At 46.3% G+C, this 26,977-nt stretch carries 23 protein-coding genes and 2 tRNA genes; 24 read left to right on the forward strand and 1 reads right to left on the reverse strand.

What is annotated here, in order from left to right:
* Window positions 1-67 precede the first annotated feature (67 nt).
* The 7 genes from LG211_RS00610 to LG211_RS00640 all read left to right on the forward strand — a co-directional run bounded on the left by LG211_RS00610 (window position 68) and on the right by LG211_RS00640 (window position 6,372).
* Window positions 68-144, forward strand: a tRNA-Ile gene (locus LG211_RS00610).
* A gap of 17 nt (window positions 145-161) precedes the next feature.
* Window positions 162-237, forward strand: a tRNA-Phe gene (locus LG211_RS00615).
* Between the two features lie 159 nt (window positions 238-396).
* Window positions 397-987, forward strand: coding sequence for a thymidine kinase (locus tag LG211_RS00620; RefSeq protein ID WP_148395456.1), 591 nt, complete (start codon window positions 397-399; stop codon window positions 985-987).
* A gap of 387 nt (window positions 988-1,374) precedes the next feature.
* Window positions 1,375-2,844 (forward strand): GntR family transcriptional regulator, encoded by a 1,470-nt coding sequence (locus tag LG211_RS00625; RefSeq protein ID WP_269476827.1) that lies wholly within the window; start codon window positions 1,375-1,377, stop codon window positions 2,842-2,844.
* A 1-nt stretch (window position 2,845) separates the two neighbouring features.
* Window positions 2,846-3,334, forward strand: a complete 489-nt coding sequence (locus tag LG211_RS00630; protein WP_269476828.1) for a hypothetical protein — start codon at window positions 2,846-2,848, stop codon at window positions 3,332-3,334.
* The gene (locus LG211_RS00635) at window positions 3,303-3,533 is read left to right on the forward strand and encodes a hypothetical protein (RefSeq protein ID WP_148395458.1); all 231 of its coding nucleotides are present in this window, start codon (window positions 3,303-3,305) and stop codon (window positions 3,531-3,533) included. The genes LG211_RS00630 and LG211_RS00635 overlap by 32 nt, the downstream gene beginning before the upstream one ends.
* 34 nt (window positions 3,534-3,567) lie before the next feature.
* Complete coding sequence (locus LG211_RS00640) at window positions 3,568-6,372, forward strand: ATP-binding protein (protein WP_269476829.1); 2,805 nt, start codon at window positions 3,568-3,570, stop codon at window positions 6,370-6,372.
* Window positions 6,373-6,624: 252 nt separating this feature from the next.
* Here the strand turns inward: LG211_RS00640 and mnmL are convergent, their stop codons facing one another.
* The gene (gene mnmL / locus LG211_RS00645) at window positions 6,625-7,575 is read right to left on the reverse strand and encodes a tRNA modification radical SAM protein MnmL/YtqA (protein ID WP_148395460.1); all 951 of its coding nucleotides are present in this window, start codon (window positions 7,573-7,575) and stop codon (window positions 6,625-6,627) included.
* Window positions 7,576-7,703: 128 nt separating this feature from the next.
* Here mnmL and LG211_RS00650 point away from each other — a divergent pair, with 128 nt between their 5' ends.
* The 17 genes from LG211_RS00650 to LG211_RS00730 all read left to right on the forward strand — a co-directional run bounded on the left by LG211_RS00650 (window position 7,704) and on the right by LG211_RS00730 (window position 26,976).
* Window positions 7,704-8,363, forward strand: coding sequence for an epoxyqueuosine reductase QueH (locus LG211_RS00650; RefSeq protein ID WP_253021087.1), 660 nt, complete (start codon window positions 7,704-7,706; stop codon window positions 8,361-8,363).
* A 13-nt stretch (window positions 8,364-8,376) separates the two neighbouring features.
* Window positions 8,377-9,387 carry an aspartate--ammonia ligase gene (asnA, locus tag LG211_RS00655; RefSeq protein WP_148395461.1) on the forward strand — a complete coding sequence of 337 codons (1,011 nt, stop codon included), beginning with the start codon at window positions 8,377-8,379 and terminating at the stop codon, window positions 9,385-9,387.
* Between the two features lie 9 nt (window positions 9,388-9,396).
* Window positions 9,397-11,409, forward strand: coding sequence for a replication restart helicase PriA (gene priA / locus LG211_RS00660; protein WP_253021088.1), 2,013 nt, complete (start codon window positions 9,397-9,399; stop codon window positions 11,407-11,409).
* A gap of 13 nt (window positions 11,410-11,422) precedes the next feature.
* The gene (def, locus tag LG211_RS00665; protein ID WP_148395463.1) at window positions 11,423-11,899 is read left to right on the forward strand and encodes a peptide deformylase; all 477 of its coding nucleotides are present in this window, start codon (window positions 11,423-11,425) and stop codon (window positions 11,897-11,899) included.
* Window positions 11,900-12,829, forward strand: a complete 930-nt coding sequence (fmt, locus tag LG211_RS00670; protein ID WP_253021089.1) for a methionyl-tRNA formyltransferase — start codon at window positions 11,900-11,902, stop codon at window positions 12,827-12,829.
* Between the two features lie 40 nt (window positions 12,830-12,869).
* Entirely contained in the window at window positions 12,870-13,571 is a 702-nt protein-coding gene (locus LG211_RS00675; RefSeq protein ID WP_148395708.1) for a zinc metallopeptidase, read from the forward strand.
* A gap of 2 nt (window positions 13,572-13,573) precedes the next feature.
* The gene (gene rsmB, locus LG211_RS00680) at window positions 13,574-14,866 is read left to right on the forward strand and encodes a 16S rRNA (cytosine(967)-C(5))-methyltransferase RsmB (protein ID WP_148395465.1); all 1,293 of its coding nucleotides are present in this window, start codon (window positions 13,574-13,576) and stop codon (window positions 14,864-14,866) included.
* A 33-nt stretch (window positions 14,867-14,899) separates the two neighbouring features.
* Window positions 14,900-15,628, forward strand: a complete 729-nt coding sequence (locus LG211_RS00685) for a Stp1/IreP family PP2C-type Ser/Thr phosphatase (protein ID WP_253021090.1) — start codon at window positions 14,900-14,902, stop codon at window positions 15,626-15,628.
* Window positions 15,629-15,640: 12 nt separating this feature from the next.
* Window positions 15,641-17,560, forward strand: a complete 1,920-nt coding sequence (pknB, locus tag LG211_RS00690; RefSeq protein WP_269476830.1) for a Stk1 family PASTA domain-containing Ser/Thr kinase — start codon at window positions 15,641-15,643, stop codon at window positions 17,558-17,560.
* On the forward strand, window positions 17,560-18,432 hold the full coding sequence (gene rsgA, locus LG211_RS00695) for a ribosome small subunit-dependent GTPase A (protein WP_148395468.1): 873 nt from the start codon (window positions 17,560-17,562) through the stop codon (window positions 18,430-18,432). The genes pknB and rsgA overlap by 1 nt, the downstream gene beginning before the upstream one ends.
* Before the next feature lie 25 nt (window positions 18,433-18,457).
* The gene (rpe, locus tag LG211_RS00700) at window positions 18,458-19,108 is read left to right on the forward strand and encodes a ribulose-phosphate 3-epimerase (RefSeq protein WP_253021092.1); all 651 of its coding nucleotides are present in this window, start codon (window positions 18,458-18,460) and stop codon (window positions 19,106-19,108) included.
* A gap of 158 nt (window positions 19,109-19,266) precedes the next feature.
* On the forward strand, window positions 19,267-20,220 hold the full coding sequence (locus LG211_RS00705; protein WP_148395469.1) for a glycosyltransferase family 2 protein: 954 nt from the start codon (window positions 19,267-19,269) through the stop codon (window positions 20,218-20,220).
* Between the two features lie 61 nt (window positions 20,221-20,281).
* Complete coding sequence (locus LG211_RS00710) at window positions 20,282-20,965, forward strand: GtrA family protein (RefSeq protein WP_269476831.1); 684 nt, start codon at window positions 20,282-20,284, stop codon at window positions 20,963-20,965.
* A 133-nt stretch (window positions 20,966-21,098) separates the two neighbouring features.
* Window positions 21,099-22,310, forward strand: a complete 1,212-nt coding sequence (locus LG211_RS00715) for a right-handed parallel beta-helix repeat-containing protein (protein ID WP_269476832.1) — start codon at window positions 21,099-21,101, stop codon at window positions 22,308-22,310.
* An 81-nt stretch (window positions 22,311-22,391) separates the two neighbouring features.
* Window positions 22,392-23,804, forward strand: a complete 1,413-nt coding sequence (locus LG211_RS00720) for a polysaccharide deacetylase family protein (RefSeq protein WP_269476833.1) — start codon at window positions 22,392-22,394, stop codon at window positions 23,802-23,804.
* Between the two features lie 180 nt (window positions 23,805-23,984).
* Window positions 23,985-25,805: a polysaccharide biosynthesis protein gene (locus LG211_RS00725; protein ID WP_269476834.1), complete on the forward strand. Its 1,821-nt coding sequence runs from the start codon at window positions 23,985-23,987 to the stop codon at window positions 25,803-25,805.
* A 22-nt stretch (window positions 25,806-25,827) separates the two neighbouring features.
* Window positions 25,828-26,976, forward strand: coding sequence for a DegT/DnrJ/EryC1/StrS family aminotransferase (locus tag LG211_RS00730; protein ID WP_269476835.1), 1,149 nt, complete (start codon window positions 25,828-25,830; stop codon window positions 26,974-26,976).
* The last annotated feature ends 1 nt before the right edge of the window (window position 26,977 follow it).

Here is a 26,977-nt window from a genome sequence, read left to right on the forward strand (position 1 = left end):
ACTCCTACGCAAACAAAGTTTGCTCCGCTGTCCCATTTGTACGATGCGGCTAAAGACCGCGTAAAATGGGCCATTAGCTCAGTTGGTCAGAGCATCCGGCTCATAACCGGCAGGTCCGGGGTTCAAGTCCCTGATGGCCCACCATAAATAAATATGATTATGCCCAGATAGCTCAGTAGGTAGAGCAGAGGACTGAAAATCCTCGTGTCCTTGGTTCAATTCCGAGTCTGGGCACCATTTTAAAGGTAATCTTTTGCTGACTTTATGTCCGAAGGGTTACTTTTTTTCTTGTCTGTAATGAATGTTCCCTTAATTTTTTGGCTGCGTTAGCAGTTGATTTTCCCTTCCTGGTACGATACAATGGATAGGCAGAAAGAAGGGAAGAGGTGAAGATAATTGGCTCAGCTTTATTATAGATACAGCACTATGAACGCCGGAAAATCGGCGGAGATCATCCGCATTGCGCATAATTACGAGGAGAGGAGCAAGCGGGTACTGACTCTTACGCCCAGCGTAGATGACCGTTACGGCCTAGGCGTAATCACGTCTAGAATAGGAATTCAGAGAGAGGCCCTGGTGGTCAACGAGAACACCAATATTTTGGAACTTTTTATGATGGAGAATACCAAAGAAGAGATTTCGTGTGTACTGATCGACGAAGCGCAGTTTTTAAAAAGGCATCATGTGGAAGAGCTGGTAGAAATTGTTGACAGCTGCGATGTGCCGGTGCTGGCTTACGGACTGAAAAATGACTTCCGCAATGAGCTGTTTGAAGGCTCGTATTATTTGTTGGTCTATGCAGATAAAATTGAAGAGATCAAGACGATTTGCTGGTGCGGACGAAAAGCAACCATGGTAGCCAGGATCGTGGATGGAAAATTGGTGAAAACCGGAGAACAGATTGTAATTGGGGGAAACGACATGTACGTTTCGCTTTGCAGGAAACATTATAATGACGGTAGAATCGGGCCTAAAATTAAGAAATAACGAATATAAGAGATGCTTTGCGTATGCAGGGCATTTTTTTTATGCAGAAAATTATGGAGATGAAACTATCTCCTGCAATTAGTTGCCCGTGCCGGACATCCTGTCGGATATTATCCGAAGAAATTGACATTTGTCGTTTTTTATGATAGGCTTATTTGGCATAGGTACACAGAATGTTGTATTGTAAACTATTCCCAATCAATAATTTAAGTTGGTGATACAGTTATGGATGTTAAAGGATGCGATAAAAAAGGGATGGTGATTATGAGGAAGCGATTCGTTTAATGGGTAGTGATGAACGAATCATCAAATATTTTATTTATGAAGCTTCCATGAATCGTTTTTGTCTGTTCTATCTGAAGAAACGCCTTATGAGGAAGAAGTGAAATGAAATACGATAAATTTCAATATGATAGAATATTTGAGATCTTAAAGCACAAAATTGAATCAGGGCTGATGCCCAAAGGGACTATGCTTCCCTCTTTTGCTGATCTTTGCAAGGAATACAAAGTATCTAACAAAACGATACGCCGCGTGGTTGCAATGCTGTCTGACGCAGGACTCATTGAGACAAAGGAACGGCAGCTTTCTGTGGTTATTTTTGATCAAACTGACCCGGCGAACGATCATGCTGACAATTTGAAAGCGCCAAATGTACCGATTATGACAGACATTTTAAAAACAGCTGAAATTCTTTACTATCCTTTTATCTGCTATGGAATTTCTCTGTGCAATAAGAGCGATTGGGATATTCCCGAAAAAATAGTCCGGCAATTGAATCCTAAGCTACCGAACCTTTTTTGGAAAAACTCCAAACTGATCTGGCGCTTTTTTATCGCTAGATGCGAAAACGAGCTAAGCCTTCATATTGTCGATGCTCTTGGCTTTCTTGGGGTGGAATATCGGGAAAACAGTTTTTATTCACGCGTCGCATATCAGCAGACACTCATTGATTTTATTGAAAAGAGTAGAAAAGAGACACCAACAAGCGATGCCATCAAAGATTTTCTTGCATATATTCATTTTATTACGATTTCAAGAGATGATTTTCGGTGTTATGTTCCTGCTGATTCGCCCTTTCGCATCGGCGTTCAGGGGCTGGACCAATGGATGAAAACGGCAGAAGAGCGCTATTCCAGTGTATATCTGGATATTTTGGGACTCATCGCAATCGGTTATTATCAGCCGGGAGACAGGCTGCCGTCTCACGCCCAGATGCAAAAGCAGTATGGTGTTAGTGTTAACACAACGACGCAAGCCGTTCAATGTCTGCAAAAATGGGGTGTTGTAGAGGCTACTCGTGGAAAAGGAATTTTTGTTTCAACGAATATACAGGCATTGAACGATATTCCTTTGGACCCTCGGTTGATTGCCAGCCATATCAGAAGATATTTTGAATGTTTGGAGCTGCTTTCCTTGACCGTGGAGGGAGTGGCTTGCCATGCTGCCGCTCATGTTTCTGATGAGCAGATACATGAATTAATTCAGCGATTAGACGAAGCAAAAATATACGGGAGTTTGTATCAGCCGGCGCCTATTGTTTTGCTGGAGTTTTTAACAGAGCATATTCCATATGAGACCCTGCAGTCTGTCTATGCGATTATACTCAAAAACTATCGAATTGGCCGAAAAATACCCAAGCTAATAAATGGAGCCAACGCATCTCGAAAACTAGAGATACACCGCAAGTGTGTAGAAGCGGCAAATGCACTGATCGGCGGGGATCGCAGCGCATTTGCAAAACAAGCTGCGGAGATGTTCACATATACTAATCAGCTTATTATTGAAGAGTGTAAAAGGTTAGGCTACTGGAAGACCGTTAAAGATATTTATGACGGCTCGCAGCTGTGGAAATAGCATGAATTGGCCCCTAATAAAAGACAGATGGTATAGACGTGGTGCTGGCTTTTGGATATTTATGGCTCCTATGCACAACGTAACGATAGATGATAAAGAGCTTTTCGGTGTTTTCATGCTGGTGGATTCAAACACCTACGCAGAGATCGCAGCCACTGCGTTATATCAAAATCAAGGCGCTTCCTATGTGGTGAATCAGCGGGGCGTTATTGAACTGCGGCCGAACAAATCCGCCGCCAACAATTATTTTGGAGGATATAACCTGCTTCATACCTTGCGGGAAAAGAACGTGGACGAGCAGCAAATCCATGCGTTGCAACGGGGGATGCAAGAGCAGCAAGAAGTCGAATTTGTCGCAGATATTAGCGGAGAAACTTGGCGTATTCAAAGCTTTCCCGATAGCTGGGGCAACAGCATCATCATTGTAGTACCCGTTTCGGTTACAGCAAAAGGAAAATGTGTTAAAATTGACCTTGGAGGACGGCAGTGAAATCGAGGATGACAAGGTCTACACCGTCGCCGTTTGGGCCACTTCAATAGACGAATCCTATATTGCATCTGTCCTGAAGAGCCACAGTGAGCTTGGCAGCAATATTGATTTGGTTACTGCGTCCGTCAAAAAGGCAGGAACCATCTCACCGCCAAAGGATAACCGGATTACCTTGGTCTGGGATAAAAAAGAAGAGTAAATATTTGCAACAAGGCGTTGGGATAGGAGGATATATGCGTTATTTGATAAGAACAAAGAGGAAACATATCATAAAGTTTTTTGCTGCGGTTTTGATGTTTATCACGATACTTTCAAGTACAGCGCCTGTTTTTGCTGGAGAAGACGCTCACGCCCGGATTCGGGTTCCGTTTCCGGAGGTCAAAGGCTTTACGATGATTGACGAAAACGGAAAACGCTCCGGTTTGATCGTGGATTATCTGTATGAAATTGCAAAATACACCGGTTGGTCATACGAATTTATTGATATCGATGCCAATGAAATGACGGAAGAGTTTATTGCAGGGAAATATGACCTCATGGGCGGCACATACTATTCAAAGGCGTTTGAGCAATACTTTGCCTATCCGGATTATAGCTGCGGCAATACCAAAGCCGTGCTGCTGGCGTGTCAGGAAGATAATTCCATAAAAGGGTATGATTTAAGAGACTTGAACGGCAAAACGATAGGCGTTGTGAAGCGTGCGGTCGAGAATGTACGCCGGTTGAAGGAATTCCTATCTGCCAATGACATAAGCTGTACAATTAAGCAATATACCTCTGAAGAAGTTGCAGCCGATCAAATCAATACGGATCTGATTACCGGGAAAATTGACCTGAAACTTGGAAATGCGACTGATGACACAGGTGAGTTCCGCGCGGTCGCGTACTTTAATGCACAGCCTCATTATCTGGTTGTGCAGCCGGACAACCAGGAACTGCTCGATCAGCTGAATTGGGCCATGAAACGTATTATGTTATCGGATCCCCATTTTTCAGAAGAACTATACAAGCGATATTTTGATGATACAGGTGTGGAAAACCTGCTGTTGACTAGAGAAGAAGCAGCCTATATTGAACAGAAGGGCGCCGTGACTGTAGCGGTCCCCGACTATTTTCACCCGCTTTATTGTATTGGTTATGAGGACGGTAATCATGCTGGACTGATTCCGGAGCTGCTGGAAAAGATTACAGACCGATATGGCGTAAAGTTTGAATATATATCTGCTGACTCTTATGCAGAAACGCAACAGCTTGTTATAGATGGCAAAGCGGATATGGCGGGCTTTTTCTTTGAGGATGCAGCTGATGCCATGCGCGATAAATTGGCTCAGACGAAACCATATGCCGCATTAAATGACCTAGTGGTGCGCAACCGATCGGTTACTTATCCGTCTGAAGGATTGACCTGCGGACTTTTAAAGGGCCGCAGGCTGCCGTCATATGCAAAAGCAAGTGAAGTAAAATATTATGAGACAATTGACGAGGTTTTAAATGCGGTCGATGATGGAAAAGTGGATTTTGCCTACGGGATTTCTGCACGAATAGAGCAGATGATCCAGGACAACGTTTATACCAACGTGATTCCTGTTACCTTATCGGCGAATCGCACCAACATTAGCTTTGCTATGTCGATGCCGGCAAATCCGGAGCTGCTGTCCATCATGAACAAAGGTATCAACAGCTTATCTGAGGATGACAGGAACTCTCTTTTAGATCATAACTTGGTCTCGATCGGGGACGCTAAGGTATCACTGAAAAATTTTGTGGCGACAAATCCTATTTTATCAATTACGGTTATATCCGCTTTTTTACTGCTCTTTTCACTGGTAATTATCGTAATTGCCACTATGCGTGTAAAGAACGCCAATATGCAAAAAAATATGGCTAAAGCAGAGGCAGAAAACAAGGCAAAAAGCGAATTCCTTTCTCGCATGAGCCACGAAATCCGTACGCCAATGAATGCCATTGTAGGGACAACTGCATTGATTGCAATGAAGGATGATATACCCCAAAGTATAAAAGGATATCTGGCAAAGCTGAAAGCAACCTCGCAGTATTTGTTGGGGCTGATCAATGATATTTTAGATATGAGCCGTATTGACAACGGCATGCTTTCAATTGTAAAGGAAGATTTTTCCCTGCAAAAGCTGCTCGATGAGCTTTACAGCATGATGCAAACACAGGCGCAGGCCGAGCAAGTAGGGCTTACTTGCGAAATAAAGATTGAACATTCAGATGTATGCGGAGATTGTATTCGGTTAAAGCAAGTCTTGATGAATTTGATTTCCAATGCCATTAAATTTACACCGGCAGGCGGAGACGTTCAGCTGTCAGTAGAGGAGACCGATGCAACCGACGTACAAGCTGTCTATCTGTTTCGGATTTCTGACACTGGCGTTGGCATCAAAGCAGAAGATTTAGAGCGTGTTTTTGAATCCTTTGAGCAGGCCGGAACCAGTCATCTGCGCAGTCAGGGAACGGGGCTGGGACTACCGATCAGCCGAAATATCGTACAGCTCATGGGCGGCACTTTGAAGGTGAAAAGCGAAGTGAATATGGGCAGTGAATTTTATTTTAGCATTTGTCTCCCCTTCGGAAAGCCTATAGGTTTAGAAATACAGGCTGAACCTTCTGCCCATTTTGAAAATGCGCGAATTTTATTGGCTGAGGATCACCCAATAAACGCAGATATTGCGATGGACATATTAGAATCAAAGGGGATACAGGTGGAACTGGCTGAAGATGGAGAAGCAGCGGTTAAACGCTTTGAGCAAAGTACTCCCGGGTATTTTGACCTGATTTTAATGGATATGCGAATGCCCAACATGGGAGGCCTAGAGGCAACAAAGGCTATTCGAACCTCTTCTCATTCCGATGCAGTAAGCATTCCAATCGTTGCCCTAACCGCCAACTCTTTCCAGGAGGATCGCGATATGGCAAAGGATGCAGGTATGGATGATTTTCTTACAAAGCCATTGGAGATCGACCTGCTTTATGCGGTTCTTCAAAAGTGGATATCAAGTAAAAATGAAAAATGACAATAAGATATCAATCTTTTCTCACGATGAAAAATCATCGCAAATTAGACCAAAACAATCTTGAGCGATCATTTTACATTGCACCTTTTATGAATCTGGATCCGGAGGGCCTGATCCTTCGGCTCCAGCATGGCAGAGCAGCGCCTCTCCGAATGCCTCGTATTTCCAATCGTTTACAAAATGGATGGAAAAAAGGGCACATCGCATTCGTTTTCATGAATGCGACAGCCCCTTTGCCAGTATACAGCGCCCCTATTTCGCCAAACGCCCCTGCCAGGTTTTTCGGTCTTTGAGGGCCTTGTGGATTCCGTTTAAAATAGTCCTTTTCTTATAGCTCCACTCCGGCGCAATGAGCGTCGGCCTGGGCGCATCGCCGGAAAGCCGGTGAATGGTGATTTCGGACGGAATGATCTCCAGGGCAGCGACCACCAGATCAATGTATTCTTCGATTGACTGGAAGGATACATAGTCAGGATAGAGGGTTTCCATCTGGGAACCGCGAACTAAATTGAGCATGTGCAGCTTGATGCCAAAGATTCGCTGCGGACACCTGCGCGAATTATCGGAGCCGCTGATACCATCCAAAGATAAATCCCGGCAAACGTAGCGCACCGAATCCAGCATCTGCTGCTGTGATTCGCCGGGAAGGCCGAAAATCAAGTGGGTCACCACTGGAATTCCCCTGGCGGAAAGCGCAGCCACCGACTGATCGTACACCTTCAGCGGATAGCAGCGATTAATGAGCTTTGCTGTTTCCTCATGGATCGTCTGCAAGCCCAGTTCTACCCACAGGAACGTTTTTTGATTGAATTCAGAGAGCAGGTCTAAAACTTCTTCGGACAGACAATCGGGCCGGGTGGCGATGGCAAGACCCACCACTCCCGGATAATCCAGGGCTTGGGAATACTTACAGCGAAGCTCGCTTATAGGAGCGTAGGTATTGGTGTGGCTTTGAAAATAAGCCAGATAGCTGGCATGAGGCCACTTGTCCGACAAAAGGCGGACCTGGGAAGGTATATCGCTGGCCAGATCGCCCGAGCCTGCCGCTGAACAGAAGATACAGCCGCCGGTTCCCTTGGTGCCGTCCCGGTTGGGACAGGTGAATCCGCCGTCTATAGAAAGCTTGACAATTTTACGGCCCATTTTTTCCTTTAAGTAAGCGCCGATGGCGTTGAAAGTGTAACTCGTTGAAATCTCTGACATCTTATCCCTTTCTAATCATAGAAAAAACACATTTTTTAAGTCCTGAATATTTTCAGAAGAATATTTATATGATATAATAAATTGTTAAAATTGCAAACAAAAATCTCAGATAAGAAGGAATGAACTTTATGACAGGGGAGAAACGGACAAAACCGCTGCCAAGCGGGGGAAACTTCGGCGGACAAGCGAAAGAAAGCTTTGCCTGCATGAAAGGATTTTCTGATAAAATCGAAAAACCATCTTTGCTTCTGCACAGCTGCTGCGGTCCTTGCAGCACAGCCGTTATAGAAAGACTTGCCGGTGACTATCAGATCACCATCTTTTTTTATAATCCATGCATTACCGACCAGGAAGAATACCGGCGGCGCAGGGAAGCACAGATGACCTTCATTAAAAAATACAACGAAAGCCTGCCGCCCAAAGAACACATCAGCTTTATGGAAGGACCTTACGACACCAAGAACTTTTATCGGGCCATAGCAGGTTTGGAAGACGAACCGGAAGGTGGAAAGCGGTGCCTGGAATGTTTTCGCATGCGGCTGGAAAAAACCGCGGAAACCTGCAAACTGGCGGGATGCGACTACTTCGGCACCACGTTGACGGTCAGCCCTCATAAAAACTACGAGCTAATCAGCAGTCTGGGTAAAAAACTGGCGGTCCGTTACGGACTCAGCTTTATCGATGAAGACTTTAAAAAGAAGGACGGCTTTAAACGGAGCATCCAGCTGTCCAAACAATACGGACTGTACAGACAGAATTACTGCGGATGCGAATTTTCCAAACGATAAAAGGAGAAACTATATGTCAAAAGTAATTATACCTGAGAATTACACGCCGGTGATCGACTTTATGGAAAGCCAGAGAGCGATCAAAAAGATCAAGGATTTTTTCCAGCAGGAGCTGGCTTACGGCCTGAGTCTGCGCAGAGTCACGGCACCGCTGTTCGTGGCGCCGGAAACCGGACTCAACGACAACCTGAATGGCGTTGAACGGACCGTAAGCTTTACGGTCAAGGATATGGGAGAAAAACCAGTGGAAATCGTCCAGTCCCTGGCAAAATGGAAGCGGATGGCCCTGGGCAAATACAGAATCCAGCCGGGCAACGGCATCTATACCGACATGAACGCCATCCGAAGAGACGAAGAACTGGATAACCTCCACTCCATCTACGTTGACCAGTGGGACTGGGAAAAGGTAATCACCAAAGAGCAGCGAACAGAGGAATATCTGAGGGAGATTGTGACAAACCTTTACAATGCGCTGAAGAACCTGGGCGATTATGTAAATCGCCTCTATCGAAATCTGAGGACAGAGCTTCCCAATGAAATTTTCTTCGTCACCACCCAGGAGCTGGAGGACATGTATCCGGATAAGACGCCCAAGGAACGGGAAGATGCGATTACGGAGGAAAAACGGGCCGTATTCATTATGAAGATCGGCGGAACGCTCAAATCGGGCCGGCGCCATGACGGACGCGCTCCCGATTATGACGACTGGGAGCTGAATGGAGATATCATTCTCTGGAATGAGATCCTGGGGCAGGCTTTTGAAATTTCATCCATGGGAATCCGGGTCGATGAGAAAGCCATGGAAAAACAATTAAAGGAAGCGGGAGCTGAAGATAGGCGTGCCATGGAATTCCATCGTATGATTTTGGGAAAAGAGCTGCCATATACCATCGGCGGCGGTATCGGCCAGAGCCGTCTGTGCATGTTTTTCCTGCGGAAGGCCCATATCGGAGAGGTGCAGGTTTCCATCTGGCCGGAGGATATGATCAAAGAATGCAGTGAAAACAATATATTCCTGCTGTAAGGGGAGCGGATGAAATACATAAACGTAGCCATAGACAACAAAAGCGAACATACAGACACGCTCTATACCTACGGGTGCGAGGACGACCAGGTCCGCGTCGGACAGAAAATCCGCGTACCCTTCGGATTGGGCGACCGGGTGAAGGATGCTTATGTGTTTCAGGTGCTGGATGAACCGGAGCAGGAATACAAACGTCTCAAATTTGCCGGGGAAAGAGACCCGGAAATCTTTCTAACAGAAGAAATCATCGATACCTGCCTATGGATGAAACGCAGATATCTTTGTAAATATATCGATGCGGTAAAGTGCTTCACACCTGCGGGCAGCAGGTCCAAGCGGGGCAAAGAGAGAAACCCCTACAAAGATACGCAGGGCGAACCGCAGAACATACCCAGCTTGACCGGCGAGCAGAAACAAGTGCTGGAGCCAATCCGGCAGGGGCTCGTCCAGGGCCGCCACCGGCGCTTTCTGCTCCACGGCGTTACCGGCAGCGGCAAGACGGAAGTCTACATGCAGGCGGCGCAAACTTGTCTTGAGCAGCAGCGGCAGGTAATTATGCTGGTGCCGGAAATTTCGCTGACAAAGCAGATTATCGAGCGGTTTATCGGCCGTTTCGGCGCCGAACATATTGCGGTGCTCCACAGTCGTCTTTCTCTGGGAGAGCGGTATGACGAGTGGAGAAGAATTCGGAGCGGACAGGTAAGCATTGTCATTGGTGCAAGATCAGCGGTCTTTGCGCCGTTGTCACGGATCGGGCTTATCATTCTCGATGAAGAGCATGAAGCCACATACAAATCGGACATGACGCCGAAATACGATACCGTAGAGGTTGCGTTAAAACGGCTCCAATCCCATGAGGGCGTATTGCTATTAGGCAGTGCCACCCCCGGCATATCCACTTATTTCCGCTCAGAGGAGGGCATCTATGAAAGGCTGGAGCTGACCAGCCGCTACAATCAGGTGGCGCTGCCTCAGGTATCGGTGGTGGACATGCGGACCGAGCTGAAAGATGGCAACCGCTCCATCATCAGCAGGCCCCTTTACCAGGCCATGAAAACAGCCCTTGAAAAGAAGAAGCAGATTATTTTGTTTCTCAACCGGAGGGGATACTCGACGTTTATATCCTGTAGAGAGTGCGGAAAAGTCCTTAAATGTCCGGATTGCGGCATATCCCTCACCTATCATAAAGAAAAAAACCGGGCTGTCTGCCATTACTGCGGATATGAAGAGGTTCCGCCTCCCATCTGCCCCGACTGCGGCAGCCATTACATCCGCTATTTCGGAACTGGGACGGAAAAAGTCGAAGAGACGGTCCGTGAGTTTTTCGAAAACACGACCATCGAGCGGCTGGATTTGGACACAACCAAACGCAAAGGCAGCATTGAGCGGATATTAAATAACTTCAAAAAGGGTAAAATCCATATATTGATCGGCACCCAGCTGGTTGCCAAAGGGCTGGACTTTAAAAATGTGGGTCTGGTGGGGATTATTTCAGCAGATGTCACTTTAAACATTCCCGATTTTCGTTCCCCGGAACGGACTTTCCAGATGATCACCCAAGCCGCCGGAAGAGCGGGGCGGGGCGATGAAACGGGGACCGTGATCATTCAGTCCTACACGCCGGATAATTACGCCGTGCAGCTGGCGGCGGCTCAGGACTACCGGGAATTTTATGAGACAGAAATTCAATTTCGAAAATACATGGGGTATCCGCCCTACAGCGATCTGATTCAGATGGTCTTTGCTTCCAAAGACGAAGAAAAGGTCCGGGCGGCCGCGGAGGTTTGGTATGAACGGATCCTGCACCATCTAAAGGAGGATGAAAAGCAGCATGTGTTCCGGCCCCAGCCGGCGCCCATGAGCAAGGTCAAAGAGCAGTACCGGTACTGCCTGCTGATCAAATGCCCCCAGGGGAAGCGAAGAGCTTACTCGGAAATCCTTGACAGCATCAAGGAAAAGGAAAAAATAAAGAAAAAAGAATATACGGTTACAGTGGATATCAATCCATACAGCTTTGTATAACATGGAGGAGAAAATGGCATTAAGAAATATTGTACTTGAAGGAGATCCAATTTTAAGAAAACATTGCAGAGAAGTGGACCAGGTGGATGATCGCATCCGCATGATCCTGGACGATATGGTGGAAACCATGCGCAGCGCCAACGGTTGCGGACTGGCTGCGCCTCAGATCGGCATGATGCGCCGCATGTTTGTGGCAGAGCCGGAGGAAGGCAGGGTATACTGCTTTGTGAATCCTGAGATCGTAAAAATGGAAGGATCCCAGACCGGTGATGAGGGCTGCCTGAGCGTGCCGGGCTACCAGGGAACGGTGGAGCGGCCGATGAAAATCAAGATCAAAGGCCTGGATCGGGAAGGAAATCCGCAGGAATTCGATTTTGAAGGCTGGGACGCGGTGGTTATGTGCCACGAGTTCGACCATCTGGAAGGAATTCTTTATATCGACAAGTCGAGTAACATCTATGAGCTTACAGACGCACAAGAGGAACAATAAATGAAGATTGTTTATATGGGAACCCCGGAGTTTGCCGTGCCGGCGCTGACCGCCTTGGCCGATGCCGGCCATGAGATTGGATATGTGGTGACTCAGCCGGATGCGGTGCGTGACCGGGGCAAAAAAGTAAAAATGACGCCGGTAAAAGAAAAAGCGCTGGAATTGGGACTGAAAGTATTGCAGCCGGAGAAACTAAAAAAAGACGCTGCCTTTTTTGCAGCCCTTCGTAACTATGAACCGGATTTGATCGCAGTGGCGGCCTACGGGCAGATCCTTCCCAAAGAGATCCTGGATCTCCCCAGGCTGGGATGTATCAATATCCACGGCTCCCTGCTGCCCCGCTTTCGCGGCGCGGCGCCCATTCAAAGAGCGATCCTGGAAGGCGATGAAGAAACGGGCATTACTCTCATGTATATGGAAGAGGGACTGGACACCGGCGCCATGCTGGCCAAGAAAACCACACCCATTGGAAAAAAGAACGGGCAGCAGCTCCACGACGAGCTGGCTCTGATGGGGGCGGAGCTCTTAGCAGAAACGCTGCCGGCCATCGAAGCCGGAGAAATAAAGCCGGAACCGCAGGATGACGCCAAATCCACCTATGCGCCGATGATTGCCAAAAAAGACGGGGAAATCGATTTTTCCTGGGACCCTCAGCGGATTGAGCGGCTGATTCGGGCCTTTGATCCCTGGCCGGGGGCATTTACCTCTTATCAGGGAAAGCTGCTGAAAATTTGGCAGGCGGACGTGTCCGATGCGCCGCAAACCGAGCCGGCCGGCACCATCACTGGGGTAACGGGGGAAGGAATTGAAATTTCTGCAGGAGGCGGAACGCTGATTGCTCGGGTCATACAGCTGCCTGGAAAAAAGAGAGTGGCTGTGAGCGACTATTTAAAGGGCAATAGCATTGAAAAAGGCAGCGTTTTAGGATAAAATAGAATGAAAAACAAAAGGAGGGGTACGGAATATGCCGATGTTTGGGATGTTTGATCCTACGATTATTCTGCTGATTCCGGCAATTTTATTTACGCTGTACGCACAGGGAAAGGTCAATCGTGCTTATCGAAAATTTTCGCAGGTACAGAACCGGACCCACATAACAGGGGCGCAGGCAGCGAGAAGAGTGCTGGATGCAAACGGTCTTCAGAACGTAAGGATTGAAATGGTGGGAGGAACGCTCAGCGACCACTATGACCCGAGGGACCGGGTCATGCGTCTTTCCGCTCAAGTATATAACGATGCGACAATCGCGTCGGTCAGTATAGCAGCCCATGAATCAGGACATGCCATCCAGCATGGGGCGGGCTATACGCTTTTGACAGTCAGAAACGCCATCGTTCCGGTGGTCAACGTGGCTTCCAATCTTTCCTGGTTGCTGCTGATTATCGGAATCGTGATTTCCGGTACCGGAAGAGTCACAACCGGAAACTTGGTTTTCGATATCGGGATTTTGTTCTTTGCGGCCGTGGTGGTTTTTCATCTGGTAACGCTGCCGGTGGAACTTAACGCCAGCAGCAGAGCGATCCAGCAGCTGCAGAGCCTGGGTATTATCGGTACGGATGAGATTTCAGGCGCGAAGAAGGTCCTATCCGCGGCAGCCATGACCTACGTGGCGGCCCTTGCGACAGCCGTTTTAAATTTAATAAGGTTATTATTGATTAGGGAGCGTGATTGATCATGGATGCAAACAGGAAAACCGCTTATTTAACACTGATGGATGTGGAATCAAAAAAATCCTATTCCAATATCGCTTTGAACCACCAGATTATTTGCAATAAGCCTAATTCCCAAGGCTTTGTCAGGGAACTGGTCTATGGAGTGCTGGAAAACAAACTGCTGCTTGATTATTATATCGACCAGCTTGTGAGCTCGGGTGCAGGTTCGCTTAGAACCAGTGATCTGACAGTACTGAGGATGGGAATTTATCAGCTGGGATGCATGAATTCAGTGCCTGAATACGCGGCAGTTAACGAGAGCGTTATTCTTGCCAAACGATATTGCCGGGGCAGAGAGGGCTTCGTAAACGGCGTCCTGAGAAATTATTTGAATCGAAAGTTCTCCATCAAGCTCCCGGATCGGGCGGAAGATGAGGTCAAGTATTTATCTATAAAATACTCTTATGCACCGTGGATCATTGAGCTGTGGCTGGAACAATATAAAGTGGATTTTGTGGAAGAAATGCTGAAAGCCGGCAATGAAACGCCTCAAACTACCATACGGCTCAACTGGCTGCGGATTATAAAAAAGGACTTGATTCAAAAGCTGGAAGAGAAGGGGTATGAAGTGACGCCGGGCGAGCTGTGCCAGAATGCCCTTCATATCAAAGGCAGCGAGCTTTTAGGCACGGAACTTTACAAGCACGGCCTCTTTTCCATTCAGGATGAAAGCTCGATGTTGGTAGCGGAAAAGCTGGATCCTAAGCATGGAGATGTGGTGATGGATGTTTGCGCGGCTCCCGGCGGAAAGACGATGGCCATTGCAGAACGAATGAACAATACGGGCAGTATCATTGCATCCGATATTTATCGCAGAAAGCTGGATATCATCGATAAAGAGGCTGAGCGGCTGGGGATCACCAATGTGGAAACCCGTTCCTGGGATGCGACCAGAGTGGATTCGTCCATGATCGAAAAGGCGGACCGAGTGGTGGTGGATGTTCCCTGCTCCGGTTTGGGCGTGGTCCGCAGAAAGCCGGAAATCAAATATAAGAAAAAAACTACGGAGATGGAGCTGCTGCCAAAGAAGCAACTGGCAATCCTGTCCGCATCTTCTCAGTATGTCAAGCCGGGCGGAACGCTGCTATACAGCACGTGCACCATTAACCCTTATGAAAATCAGAGAATCATTGCTGACTTTCTCAAAAAGAACCCGAGCTTCAAAAAGGAAGAGGCCATTCAGCTCTTGCCTCATATCAATCATACCGACGGATTTTTTATCTGCGTGATGAAGAAAAGCAGGGGCCTCGTATAACATTTGTTAATACATTTGAGCGGAGAAATGAATATGGCGCAAATTGGATTTAAGAGCAATACCGGGGTAATTCGCAATAATAATGAGGACGCGTGTTTCGTCATTCCCAGCCACAACGTTTACGTTGTGGCTGATGGTGTAGGCGGAAACAACGCCGGGGAGATCGCCAGCAGGACCTGTGTGCGGGGCGTAGCCGAATATGTGGCTGCCAACCCCATTGAGGACTGCAGAGATGATCAATCGATTTATCAATATTTTACCCGGTGCCTGGAACTGGTCAATGAAGAGATTTACCAGATGGGGCAAAAACATAAAGAAAATAAGGGCATGGCCACAACAGTGGTCATCGCCTACATCAGGGAGAATACCGCCTATGTGATCAATGTGGGAGACAGCCGCGCGTATTTATACCGCCAAGGGAGGATTTCACAGATTACAGAGGATCATACTTATGTAAACGAACTTCTGCGCAACGGCGTGATCACCACCGAGGAAGCGGAGAACCACAACCAGAAAAATGTGATCACCAGAGCCGTAGGAGCAGAACCTGCGATAAAAGCTGACTTTTTTCAGACTCAGCTGGAAAAGAACGATATATTGATGCTTTGTTCGGACGGACTTTACGGTGAGGTAGATGAACAAACGCTTGTTGAAATACTGGGCAAAAAGAATACCATGTCAGGAACATGCGCCCGTCTTGTGGAAGAAGCGATCCGCTGCGGCGGCAGGGATAACATCACCGTAGTCTGTTTGAAAATATAAGGGAGGATGAGAATGAGCAGTAAGATCTTAGCTGGGCGATATGAACTGTTTGAAAAGATTGGCGAAGGCGGTATGTCTGTTGTCTATAAAGCAAAAGACAAGCTTTTGAATCGCTATATCGCCATCAAAGTATTAAAACCGGAATTTGTCAAAGACCAAAAATTCATCGAAAGTTTCAGGAGGGAATCCCAGGCAGCTGCCAGCCTGTCTCATCCCAACATTGTAAATATTTTCGACGTAGGCCAGGAAGGGAATATACACTATATCGTCATGGAGCTGGTGGAAGGCAGAACCCTCAGCGATTTAATCCATGAGGAGGGACCGCTGCCTTATCCCAGGGCGATCGAACTGGCAAAGCAGATTGCCGCCGCCCTGAGCGTTGCCCACAAAAATCAGATTATACACAGAGATGTCAAACCCCATAATGTGCTGATTACTGCCGGCGGTACTGCCAAGATCACCGACTTCGGAATCGCCAAAGCGGTCAATTCATCCACCATTGTCGATACCACCGGAGGCGGAATCATGGGGTCGGTTCATTACTTTTCCCCAGAGCAGGCCAGAGGCGGTTACGTGGATGAGAAATCCGATATATATTCACTGGGAATTGTAATGTATGAAATGCTGACCGGAAGAGTTCCTTTTGACGGCGACAATCCGGTGAATATCGCCCTCATGCATATCAACAGCGAAATGGTACCGCCTTCAAAATTGGTTTCCGGCATTCCGCCGGCATTGGAGCGCATCGTTCTCAAATGTACGGATAAATATCAGACGAACCGGTTTGCCAGCGCCGACGATTTGATCAAGGCACTGGATAACCTGGAGTTTGTGGGAAGCGTTGTCGGAAACTCGGTGTTCATGACCGGAAACGATGATCCGGAGAAACCTTTGGTAGATACGGATTTTGACGATGGCGAGGATGATGAGGACGATTACGAGGAGCCAAAAAAGAAAAAGAAGAAAAAAGGCGGTATGAGCAAAAACAAAAAGATTGTGATTGGCGTGATCGCAGGTCTGGTCGTGGTGGCCGCGGTTGCTGTGGCCGCAGCTATGGGGTTGTTCAGCGGCAAACCGGTTATCGTGCCTGATCTGAGCGGTCAGACCCTGGAGCAGGCTCAGAAGCTGGCGGAAGAGGTAGGCTTTGAGGTGGAACAGGGGGATCTGGTCTCCGATCCCAAAATCCCTGAGGGACAGGTCGTTTCGCAAAATCCGGAGGCCAATACCACTGCTAAGAAAGGGACTACCATCAAGGTTAATATTAGTAAAGGCCCTGGAAACGGTAAAGTGCCGGATGTGACCGGAAAGACTGAGGCCGAGGCCAGGGATCTGCTGGAAGCCAATAACTTTGAAGTGGGCAACGTGAGCACCGGGGCCAGTGAGCTGGAAAAGGGGAAAGTATTCAAACAGACTCCGGAAGCAGGATCGACAGAGAAGGAAGGCACATCCGTGGATCTGGTATTGAGCGACGGCTCCCAGATGAAAGTCGCAGTTCCTTATCTGATCGGAAAGGATATTGATACGGCCCGCCAGGAGTTGGAGGATCTGGGTCTGAAGCCGGGGAGAGTCGATTATGCACCGAGCACTACTTATTCGGTCAACCAGGTTATGTGGCAGCAGTACGACGCCAATAAAGAGGTCTCCAAGGGAACTTCCGTCAAGCTGACCGTCAGCACCGGACCGGAAGAATCGAAAGAAGTAGACCTTTATATCGATTTCAGTCAGGCAGAGAACGAAATGTTCTTTATGACCGTAACCCAGTCCGACAGCGATGGTACTAGAAATCTGATTTTTAATCAGCAGAGAATGAAAAGTGACGGCGGCGAGACTGTCAAGCTGGAAGGTAAAGGTACAGCTACTGTAATCGTTACCTTTGACAACAAACAAATGATGAAGAAAAAAGTGGACTTTACGAAGGGGACCATCCGTTGATGAAGGGAACCATTATCAAAGGAATTGCAGGATTTTATTATGTAAAAAGCGGCACTGAGGTTTTCCAGTGTAAGGCCAGAGGTGTCTTTAAAAAAGACGGTGTTACACCTTTTGTGGGAGATCTGGTGGAATTTGAAATGGGGCGGGGTCAGGAGGATGACGGGCTGATCACCAAGATTGCAGAACGCAGGAACCAGTTCATCCGTCCGCCCATTGCCAACGTGGACTGCTTTGCGGTGGTCATGGCGGCGGCCCGGCCCAAACCCAATCTTTCCATTGTCGATCGGTTTTTGGTTATGGCAGAAAGAAGCGGCGCTGATATTATTCTTTGCATGAACAAGATTGATCTGGCAGATGAGGAGCAAGTTTCCGCTATCAGGTCTGTCTATCAGCCCCTTTATCCGGTAGTCTGTCTATGCGGCAGCACCGGCCAGGGAATCGAGACGCTGAAAGATCAGCTGAAGGGAAAACGTACCGCCCTGGCAGGACCATCAGGTGTGGGAAAATCGACGATTTTAAATCGCCTCAAACCGGGTGCGGATGCAGAAATCGGCGATGTGAGTCAAAAGACGAGGCGGGGAAAACATACCACCCGCCACTGCGAGCTCTTTGATCTGGGCGGGGGTACCATGATCTTTGATACGCCCGGCTTTACTTCTTTTGATGTCTTGGAAGCGGATGAAGAGGAACTCCAATATCTGTATCCGGACATGGAACCTTTTATCGGCGGCTGCAAATATGATAATTGCAGGCATATCAAAGAGCCTGGCTGCGCCGTGCGTCAGGCAGCAAAGGAAGGTTTGATCGCTTTCCGCCGCTACCAATCTTATCAGGAGCAGCTGCAGGAGATACAGGAAAAGAAAAAATACTGACTATGATTAATAGAAAGGACTAGTTATGATCCGATTAGCACCATCCATTTTATCCGCCGATTTTTCCCGGCTGGGGGAGGAAGCGGCGGCCATTGAAAAGGCAGGAGCCCATGTGATTCACGTTGATGTGATGGACGGGCATTTTGTTCCCAATATCAGCTACGGAGCGACTGTTATGAAGAGTTTGTGCGGCAAAACCAAGCTGCCCTTTGACGTCCATTTGATGATCGAACATCCGGATAATTATCTTGAGGATTTTGTGACCGATCAAACAGAATATATAACGGTTCACCAAGAAGCATGCCCTCATCTGCACAGAACCGTGCAGCATATCAAAAGCCTCGGTGTGAAGGCTGGCGTGGCCTTAAATCCGGCCACCTCCCTGACGACTCTGGACTATATTCTGGATGAGGTGGATTTGGTTTTGATCATGTCGGTCAATCCGGGGTTCGGGGGCCAGAAATTCATCGGGTCGGCGCTGAAAAAGGTGGAAGCGCTCAATGCCTTGAAAGAGCAGAATGGTTATCCGTTTACCATCGAGATCGACGGCGGTATCAATCTGCAGAATGTCCGTTCTGTTACTGATGCCGGAGTGGAGCTGGTGGTTGCCGGTTCTTCTGTATTCGGCGCTGAGGACATCAGACAGCGTGTCGGCGAATTTTTGGATTTATTCTAGAAAAAATAAAAAAACTGCTTCCGAATCGGGGGCGGTTTTTTGCTTTTTCTGTCGAAAGGCTTCGAAACGTGTAAAGGCATGACGAACGGTGGTGCCTTAGAAACGTTGAAATTTCAATTTTTGTATGGTATACTGTTTTCTTGTCGGGGGTAAAATTTATGGATGAAAAAAAGAAGCAAAAACTAAGCATGATCGTTCCCTGCTATAATGAAGAAAAAGTTCTCCGATTATTTCATGGTGCACTGATCAAGCAGCTTCACCAGCTGAAACCGGAAAAATACGATTATGAGCTAATCTTCATCAATGATGGAAGCCGGGACAAGACCTTAAACTTAATTCTTGAATTCGCGGCCAAAAACGACCGCATTAAATACATTTCTTTCAGCCGAAACTTTGGAAAAGAGGCGGCCATGCTGGCCGGCCTGGAGCACGCATCTGGAGACTGCGCAATTATAATGGATGCGGATTTACAGCATCCTCCTTCCATGATCCACCAAATGCTGGATAAATACGAAGAAGGGTATGACCAGGTCATTGCCAAACGGGACCGCAAGGGCGAACCGAAGAAAGCCGCCTTCCTTGCCAGGACTTATTACAGGCTGGTTAATAAAATGGTGGATGTCCGTATGGTGGACGGCGCCGGCGATTTTCGTCTCCTCAGCCGGGAAACCATTGAAGCGGTTCTTTCTCTGAAAGAAACCAACCGCTTCTCCAAGGGTATCTTTTCCTGGGTAGGCTTTAACCAGACCTATATCGAGTACGCCAACCGGCAGCGGACGTTCGATGAGAGCCGCTGGTCCTTTAAACGGCTGCTCCGCTACGGCGTTGACGGCATCGTCTCTTTCAATGTGCAGCCTTTGCGCATGTGCGTGTACTTGGGCGGTGTTCTCCTGGGCATCAGCATGCTCTATTTAATTTATCTCTTCGTGCGAATTCTGATCTACGGCATCGACGTACCCGGCTACTTTACGACGATTACCCTGATCGCCGTGCTCGGCGGCGTGCAGCTGATCTCACTGGGGATCATTGGTGAATATGTGGGCAGGATTTATGCAGAAGTAAAAAAACGACCGATCTATATTGTGGCCAAAACAAACATCAAGAAAGATTGATGAATTTCCATTGATGAGTTTCAATTATTGCCAAGGAATGTGAGTAAGAGGAATTGTTAATATGATGGTGAGATGTGTGCTTGATAAGACTTTGTTTAAGTTCGTTATTGTTGGGATTATAAATACGCTTTTGGGCATGGCGATCATGTTCGGGCTCTATAATCTGGCGGGCGTGTCCTACTGGCTTTCAACGGCCGCCAACTATGTGATTGTCAGCTTTCTCAGTTTTTATCTCAATAAGCGGTTTACCTTTCGCCATGAGGGCAGCGCCATTAAAAGCGGACTGCGGTTCGCTCTGAATATCGGAGTTTGTTATTTTCTTGCCTATGGGGTGGCCAAACCTTGGACCATGATTATGTTCAGCGGACAGGATCGCAGGCTGCAGGAGAATGTAGCCATGCTGGCGGGGATGTGCCTGTTCACGCTGTTCAATTATCTGGGACAAAGGCTGTTCGTGTTCAGTGATTCCGGGCGGGGTCTTTGGGGCGCCCGCCGCGGCAAGACCAGGGAGGAGCTGGAGGCTGAGCTGCGGGAGGTAATGGACAGGAAAGATGACCGGGATCCTGGGTGCTATTTCGACCGGGAAGCGCTGGAAAGGCGGCGGGAGAAGGCGCTGGCTGCAGCCAGGCGCAATGTGATCGCTACCGAGCCGCCGAAGGAGATTGCCCGGCTGATTTGGGAGGCGGAGGAACGGGATCGGAAACAGGATTCGCTGGAGGGGGATGAATCCCGGCGGAAGGATTAAATTTGGTATTTTAGGGTGAAAATGGGGGAGGGATGGGGTATAATGGGAAAGGATGGGTAACTTGTTTTCAAACTCTACCCTATTGTTAGAAAAGCTGTCCAATATAGTTCGTGGATTGGGAAAGGACTTTTATATGACTAAGAACTTATTAAAAAAGATGCTCATAATGATCACTGTACTGACCGTTGGCTTTGCATTTTCCGTTTCCTCTGCCTTTGCGGCAACAGCAGGGGATGTGATTTATGGTGTAAAAGGTAATGTAATTGGCATCTACAATTCGGCTGGAGAGATTGAGTTTCAACCTTTGGAAAGCGATTATAAAGGGACAGAGTATGAGAAATTAAACGCCTTGGCACTGCAGCAGCTGTGCGGCAATGATGCGGCAAAAACCATCGTAATTCCTTCCGGGAAAACGGTTAGAATGAACTTTGCCATTTTAGTCGGCAATAATACAACGATAAAAGCGTCAGGTGCGACCATCGTTCAAGTGGATTCGAAAAAAGGAATGATTGCCAATAAGGTTGATGCTACTTCTTATAACTCGGTGAAAAATGTAAAGATTCTTGGCGGAGTCTGGAAAAACGCCAGCAGCAGCGGACTGAAAGGCTCCATGTTTAAACTGGCTCATGGGCAAAATATACTGATCGATGGGTGCGATATTTCCGCAAACTATAATGGCCATTCAATTGAATTGATTGCGTGTAAAAATGCGACTGTTCAGAACTGCCAGATATACGGATTAGGGAAAGCAAGCAAAACCTGCAGTGAAGAGCAGGTTCAGATTGATATAGCTACGCCCAAAACAGCACCGGGAATTAAAGCATATGGGTCTAAATATGTAAAAGGTCAGACCTGCAAGAACATAAAGGTTTTGAATAACTATATTAAGGGAGCCAGGGGCGTATGCGCCAATTATGCTTCCAAAGAGAAAACGTATAAAAATAAGTTTCACAGCGGTATTACAGTGACCGGGAATACCATTGAAGGCATCAGAAGTGAAGCACTGGCCTTGTTTAATACGACAAGCGCAACGGTAAAGAACAATAAAATTTACTCCAAGGGAGGCAGAACCGGGAGCGCATATACTGTTGGTGTTCATTGTGCGATTTTTGGTAAGGCGCCATCTTCCATTAAGAAAGCTAAGATTACAATAAGCAATAACACGATCAAAGGCGGCAGACAGGCTGTGCAGGTCTATTCTCATACCAAATCCAAGTATGGGAAGGTAGCCATCACGAAGAATAAATTGTATTGTAAGAAAGGGAAGAAGAATGCGATAAAAGCTCCCAAGCAATCGATCAGAAAGCTTTCGAAGAAGGGGAATAAGATTTACAAGTGGAAATAATACTTTTGCAAGCTTAAATTAGAAGAATGAAAAAACTAAAAAATCAAATTGGTATTATGCTAAAAAAGACGAGGTTTTAAATTGAAGTTAAAATGGTTTATAAAATGGAGAAGCGGTATTGCCGCCATCACTAGTATTTGTGTGCTTTTATCGTTGGCAGCGGTGCTTCCCGCAGAGGCACACGCGGCGAAAAAAGAGTCAATACCGACGATTACAGGACTGAAGGCTACCAAAGCTGGCAATAAAGCGATTACGCTGAAGTGGAAACCGGTCAAGGGCGCTGCAGGGTATGTGATCTACAGGGCGAATCCTGGCAGTAAGAAGTATAAAAAAATAAAGACGCTGAAAAATGGGAAAAAAGCTCAATGGGCTAATAAGAAGTTAAAGACCAGCAAAACCTATAAGTACAAAATTTCTGTATTAAAAACTATAAATGGAAAGAAACAAATTGGAGCAAAGTCGTACTGGGTATCGGCCTTTACTGGCACAAAAACTGCAAAAAAAGCAAATGTGAAATCCATAAAAGTAAGCCCCTCTTCCGTGTCTTTAACACTTAACCAGAAGAAGACATTGAAAGTGAAACTGGGCACAGCAGGCGGAAAAAAGCCTATAAGCAGCAGCAAGCGGTGGAGCTCCAGCAACAAGCGAATTGCAGTGGTGAACCAAAAAGGCAGGGTGACGGCTAGGCAGGAGGGGATTTGCTATATCTACTGTAAGGCCCATAATGGGAAGACTGCAAAGGTAAAAGTGAAGGTTGTTGATAAATCAAATCTTGCAAAATCAATACCGATCCTTACCTTTCATCGGATCGTACCGCCAGAGATAAAAGCGGATGCCAAAAACAAAGATAATGAATGGATTGCCTCGGCGGGTGATTTTGAACAGCAAATGAAATATTTGCACGATCAGGGTTACCAGACTATTAGTATGGACGAGTTTTATAGTTGGTACCGTGGGCAAAGCAAGCTGCCGAAAAAGACGGTCATGCTCACCTTTGATGATGGGGATTATGAACTGTACTACATTGTTTTGCCTATTTTGAAAAAGTATGGGTTTAAAGGAACCGCCTTTATTATTGGGGCAATGACAGAAGAAACAACGCATGCTTATGAAAAATCTTCAAATCGTTTCCGCATTGGCAGAGATTTGATTGATCAGATTGGAAGAGAATATCCGAACCTGGAATTTCAAAGTCATTCCTATGGACTTCATGTTTATGAAAATAATAGGCCCATTGTATATTCAATGAACCTGGACCAGCTGAAAGAGGATTTTAGAATAACTGAAGCCGCGGGATTTCAATATGTTGCATACCCGTACGGGGCTGAGACTCCCGCTCTTATAAAGGCATTCAATGAAAGCAGCCTTAAATTGGCGTTCGGCTTCAAGCATTGGAAAAATGCAACACCCAAGTCGCCCGCCTATGATATTCCCCGGGTGAAAATTAATGGACAAATCTCTTTTGAAGAATTCAAACAACGTGTGAGCAAATAGAACAATATGTTTCATAAACGGGCCGTAAAATGTAATGGATAGAACTAAAATACCAAATAACTTGCAATATGCCGTATAATGTTGAACTTCTGTGTAAAATATGATATACTAATCCGAGTTTTTGGGATTATAATAATGAACAAAACGTGTATTCATTAAGAAACGAGTGACTTTTAACCAATGGGTAAAAAATATAGCAGGATTATCATTTTAATAGTAGTTGACATGGCCATTGTCGCCTTTAGTTCAATTATGCCGCTGGCGCTGCGCTTCGGTATTTTTACGATGGATGTAATGTACCTGGGACCCGCCATAAAATGCCTTCCGGCGGATATTGTGATTACAATTCTTGTTATGGCATTGTTTAAGCTCTATAATCGTGTTTGGACGTATGCGGGAATGGACGAACTAATGTCAGTTTTGAAGGCATCACTGATCATTGAAGCTCTCTACGTGGCGTATAGGCTCTTTATGGGAATTGCGATGCCGCGTAGTTTTTATATTTTCAATTGGGTTTTTCTGTTCCTCTTATTAGCGGGCTCCCGGGTTTCTGTAAGACTGTTCCGCCAAATAAAGCATAAATACACAAAAGGAGCGGGATCTCACAGAATGATGATCGTTGGAGCAGGATCCGCAGGTTCTGTTTTGATCAGAGAACTGCAGTATAACAGTAATGCAAAGATTGCCTGCTTGATCGATGATAACCCAGGGAAAAAAGGTAAATACATCCATGGGATTCCCATTGTGGGAAATCGTCAGGATATCCCTCATACGGTTGAGAAATACGGAATTGATGAAATTATTATTGCCATTCCGGCGGCAGAGCCAAGGGTGATACGTGATATTATTTCTATTTGCAATGAAACACCAGCCAAGCTGAAAATTTTGCCTGCAATTACATCAACCCTGACTTCTTCCCTGAGCCAGAAAGTTCGTGAAGTCAATTATGAAGACCTTCTAGGAAGAGATGCCGTTGTTATTAATAATAAAGATGTCGAGGAGTTCGTCAAAGAAAAGACGGTGATGGTCACTGGAGGGGGAGGTACCATTGGCTCGGAACTATGCAGACAAATTGTGGCGAATCATCCAAAGCAGCTGATTATTGTTGACATTTATGAAAACGGCGCGTATGAATTGCAAATGGAGCTTTTGCGTACTTATCCGGAGGCAGATGTCAAGGTGCTAATTGCCTCAGTCAGAGACTTTGACCGTATGGAGACGATTTTTCAAACATATAAAACAGATATTATTTATCATGCAGCCGCACATAAACATGTGCCACTTATGGAATACTCTCCTAACGAAGCGGTCAAGAATAACTGTAAGGGTACCTTAAATATGGTCAGGCTGTCGGATCAGTATGGTGTACAGCGTTTTGTGCTGATTTCTACAGATAAGGCGGTTCGGCCGACCAATGTGATGGGTGCTACTAAACGTATCTGTGAGATGATCATCCAGTCCTACAATAAGATGTCGGAGACCGAATTTGTGGCAGTGCGTTTTGGCAATGTGCTGGGAAGCAATGGCTCGGTAATCCCACTGTTCTTAAAACAGATAGAAGCAGGGGGGCCGGTGACTTTGACTCACAGAGAGATTACCCGTTTCTTTATGACCGTCAGCGAGGCAGTATCTCTGGTGCTGCAGGCAGGTCTTCTGGCCAGGGGCGGGGAAATCTTTGTTCTCGATATGGGACAACCTGTAAAGATTTATGATCTTGCAGTGAATTTGATTCGTCTGAAGGGCTATGTGCCAGATGAAGATATTAAGATTGAAATTGTAGGACTCAGGCCAGGCGAGAAATTATATGAAGAACTCTTGATGGCTGAGGAAGGCTTGGAGAGTACACCCAATGAGTTGATTTATATTGGACAACCGATTGATATGGACTGCAAGAAATTCTTGAGACAGCTGGATGATTTGATTTATGCAGCTGAACAGAATGGTAATAGCATAAAGAAGGAAATTGGAAAAGTTTGTGATACGTATAGTCCGCAGATATAAAGTAGCAGAGAGAAGGATTTAAATGGCAGATAAAGAGAGGATCTTTCTGGCCTCACCGCATATGAGCGATGCAGGCTATGAAATGGAATATATAAAAGAAGCATTTGAAACCAATTGGATTGCACCATTAGGTGCCAATGTTACCAATTTTGAAAAAGAGATTTGCGACAAGCTTGGATGTAAAGCAGCGACAGCATTGTATTCAGGGACAGCAGCAATGCATCTGGCATTAAAACTTTTAAATGTTAAGGAAGATGATTTGGTGTTTTGCCAGAGCCTGACTTTTTCTGCAACAGCAAATCCAATTATCTATGAAAGAGCAAAACCCGTTTTTATTGACAGCGATAAGGAAACATGGAATATGAGTCCGGAAGCGTTAGAGCGGGCTTTCCAAAAATATGAAGCGCTGGGACAAAGACCAAAAGCTGTAATCGTTGTTCATTTATATGGACTTGCTGCAAATATGGATGAAATCAAGCGAATTTGCAAAAAATATGATACACTGATCATTGAAGATGCAGCAGAAAGCTTGGGCACAAGCTATAAAGGACAAATGACAGGAACCTTCGGCGATTACAGCATTATATCGTTTAATGGGAATAAAATAATTACTTCTTCTGGCGGGGGAATGCTGTTATGTAATACCGAAAAAGCTGAAGAGGATGCGAGTAAGGCACTCTTTTGGGCAACACAGGCCAGAGATCAGGCGAGATATTATCAACATAGCGAACTTGGCTATAATTACAGGATGAGCAATATTGTTGCTGGTATTGGAAGAGGACAGCTGAAAGTACTGGAAGAAAGAGTGGCAAAGAAAAGGGAGATTTACCATACTTATAAAAACGCCTTTTCAGATCTGCCTGATATTACAATGATGCCAATTCATGACGAGCTTGAACATAGCAACTGCTGGCTATCATGTATCGTTTTGGATAATGAATCAAAAGTTTCTCCTTTGGATATTCAATTAGCATTAGAAGCTGAGAATATTGAAGCACGGCCTATTTGGAAACCGATGCATATGCAGCCATTCTTTTCTGAGTATGATTATGTGGATAATGGTGGGGTAAGTGAGTGGCTTTTCGACAAAGGTATCTGCCTGCCGTCGGATACAAAAATGACAGAAAATGATATGGATAGAATTATAAAGATTATAAAGGGTTTGTGGTAGA

The sequence above is a fragment of the Hominibacterium faecale genome (assembly GCF_020734085.1).
Lineage (GTDB): Bacteria > Bacillota > Clostridia > Peptostreptococcales > Anaerovoracaceae > Hominibacterium > Hominibacterium faecale.

What these genes read in the sequence shown, in the direction of transcription:
- LG211_RS00625 (WP_269476827.1), top strand. Translation starts at nt 1,375, where the DNA reads ATGAAATACGATAAATTTCAATATGATAGAATATTTGAGATCTTAAAG.
- LG211_RS00630 (WP_269476828.1), top strand. Translation starts at nt 2,846, where the DNA reads ATGAATTGGCCCCTAATAAAAGACAGATGGTATAGACGTGGTGCTGGC.
- LG211_RS00640 (WP_269476829.1), top strand. Translation starts at nt 3,568, where the DNA reads ATGCGTTATTTGATAAGAACAAAGAGGAAACATATCATAAAGTTTTTT.
- mnmL (WP_148395460.1), bottom strand. Translation starts at nt 7,575, where the DNA reads ATGTCAGAGATTTCAACGAGTTACACTTTCAACGCCATCGGCGCTTAC.
- LG211_RS00650 (WP_253021087.1), top strand. Translation starts at nt 7,704, where the DNA reads ATGACAGGGGAGAAACGGACAAAACCGCTGCCAAGCGGGGGAAACTTC.
- asnA (WP_148395461.1), top strand. Translation starts at nt 8,377, where the DNA reads ATGTCAAAAGTAATTATACCTGAGAATTACACGCCGGTGATCGACTTT.
- priA (WP_253021088.1), top strand. Translation starts at nt 9,397, where the DNA reads ATGAAATACATAAACGTAGCCATAGACAACAAAAGCGAACATACAGAC.
- def (WP_148395463.1), top strand. Translation starts at nt 11,423, where the DNA reads ATGGCATTAAGAAATATTGTACTTGAAGGAGATCCAATTTTAAGAAAA.
- fmt (WP_253021089.1), top strand. Translation starts at nt 11,900, where the DNA reads ATGAAGATTGTTTATATGGGAACCCCGGAGTTTGCCGTGCCGGCGCTG.
- LG211_RS00675 (WP_148395708.1), top strand. Translation starts at nt 12,870, where the DNA reads ATGTTTGGGATGTTTGATCCTACGATTATTCTGCTGATTCCGGCAATT.
- rsmB (WP_148395465.1), top strand. Translation starts at nt 13,574, where the DNA reads ATGGATGCAAACAGGAAAACCGCTTATTTAACACTGATGGATGTGGAA.
- LG211_RS00685 (WP_253021090.1), top strand. Translation starts at nt 14,900, where the DNA reads ATGGCGCAAATTGGATTTAAGAGCAATACCGGGGTAATTCGCAATAAT.
- pknB (WP_269476830.1), top strand. Translation starts at nt 15,641, where the DNA reads ATGAGCAGTAAGATCTTAGCTGGGCGATATGAACTGTTTGAAAAGATT.
- rsgA (WP_148395468.1), top strand. Translation starts at nt 17,560, where the DNA reads ATGAAGGGAACCATTATCAAAGGAATTGCAGGATTTTATTATGTAAAA.
- rpe (WP_253021092.1), top strand. Translation starts at nt 18,458, where the DNA reads ATGATCCGATTAGCACCATCCATTTTATCCGCCGATTTTTCCCGGCTG.
- LG211_RS00705 (WP_148395469.1), top strand. Translation starts at nt 19,267, where the DNA reads ATGGATGAAAAAAAGAAGCAAAAACTAAGCATGATCGTTCCCTGCTAT.
- LG211_RS00710 (WP_269476831.1), top strand. Translation starts at nt 20,282, where the DNA reads ATGATGGTGAGATGTGTGCTTGATAAGACTTTGTTTAAGTTCGTTATT.
- LG211_RS00715 (WP_269476832.1), top strand. Translation starts at nt 21,099, where the DNA reads ATGACTAAGAACTTATTAAAAAAGATGCTCATAATGATCACTGTACTG.
- LG211_RS00725 (WP_269476834.1), top strand. Translation starts at nt 23,985, where the DNA reads ATGGGTAAAAAATATAGCAGGATTATCATTTTAATAGTAGTTGACATG.
- LG211_RS00730 (WP_269476835.1), top strand. Translation starts at nt 25,828, where the DNA reads ATGGCAGATAAAGAGAGGATCTTTCTGGCCTCACCGCATATGAGCGAT.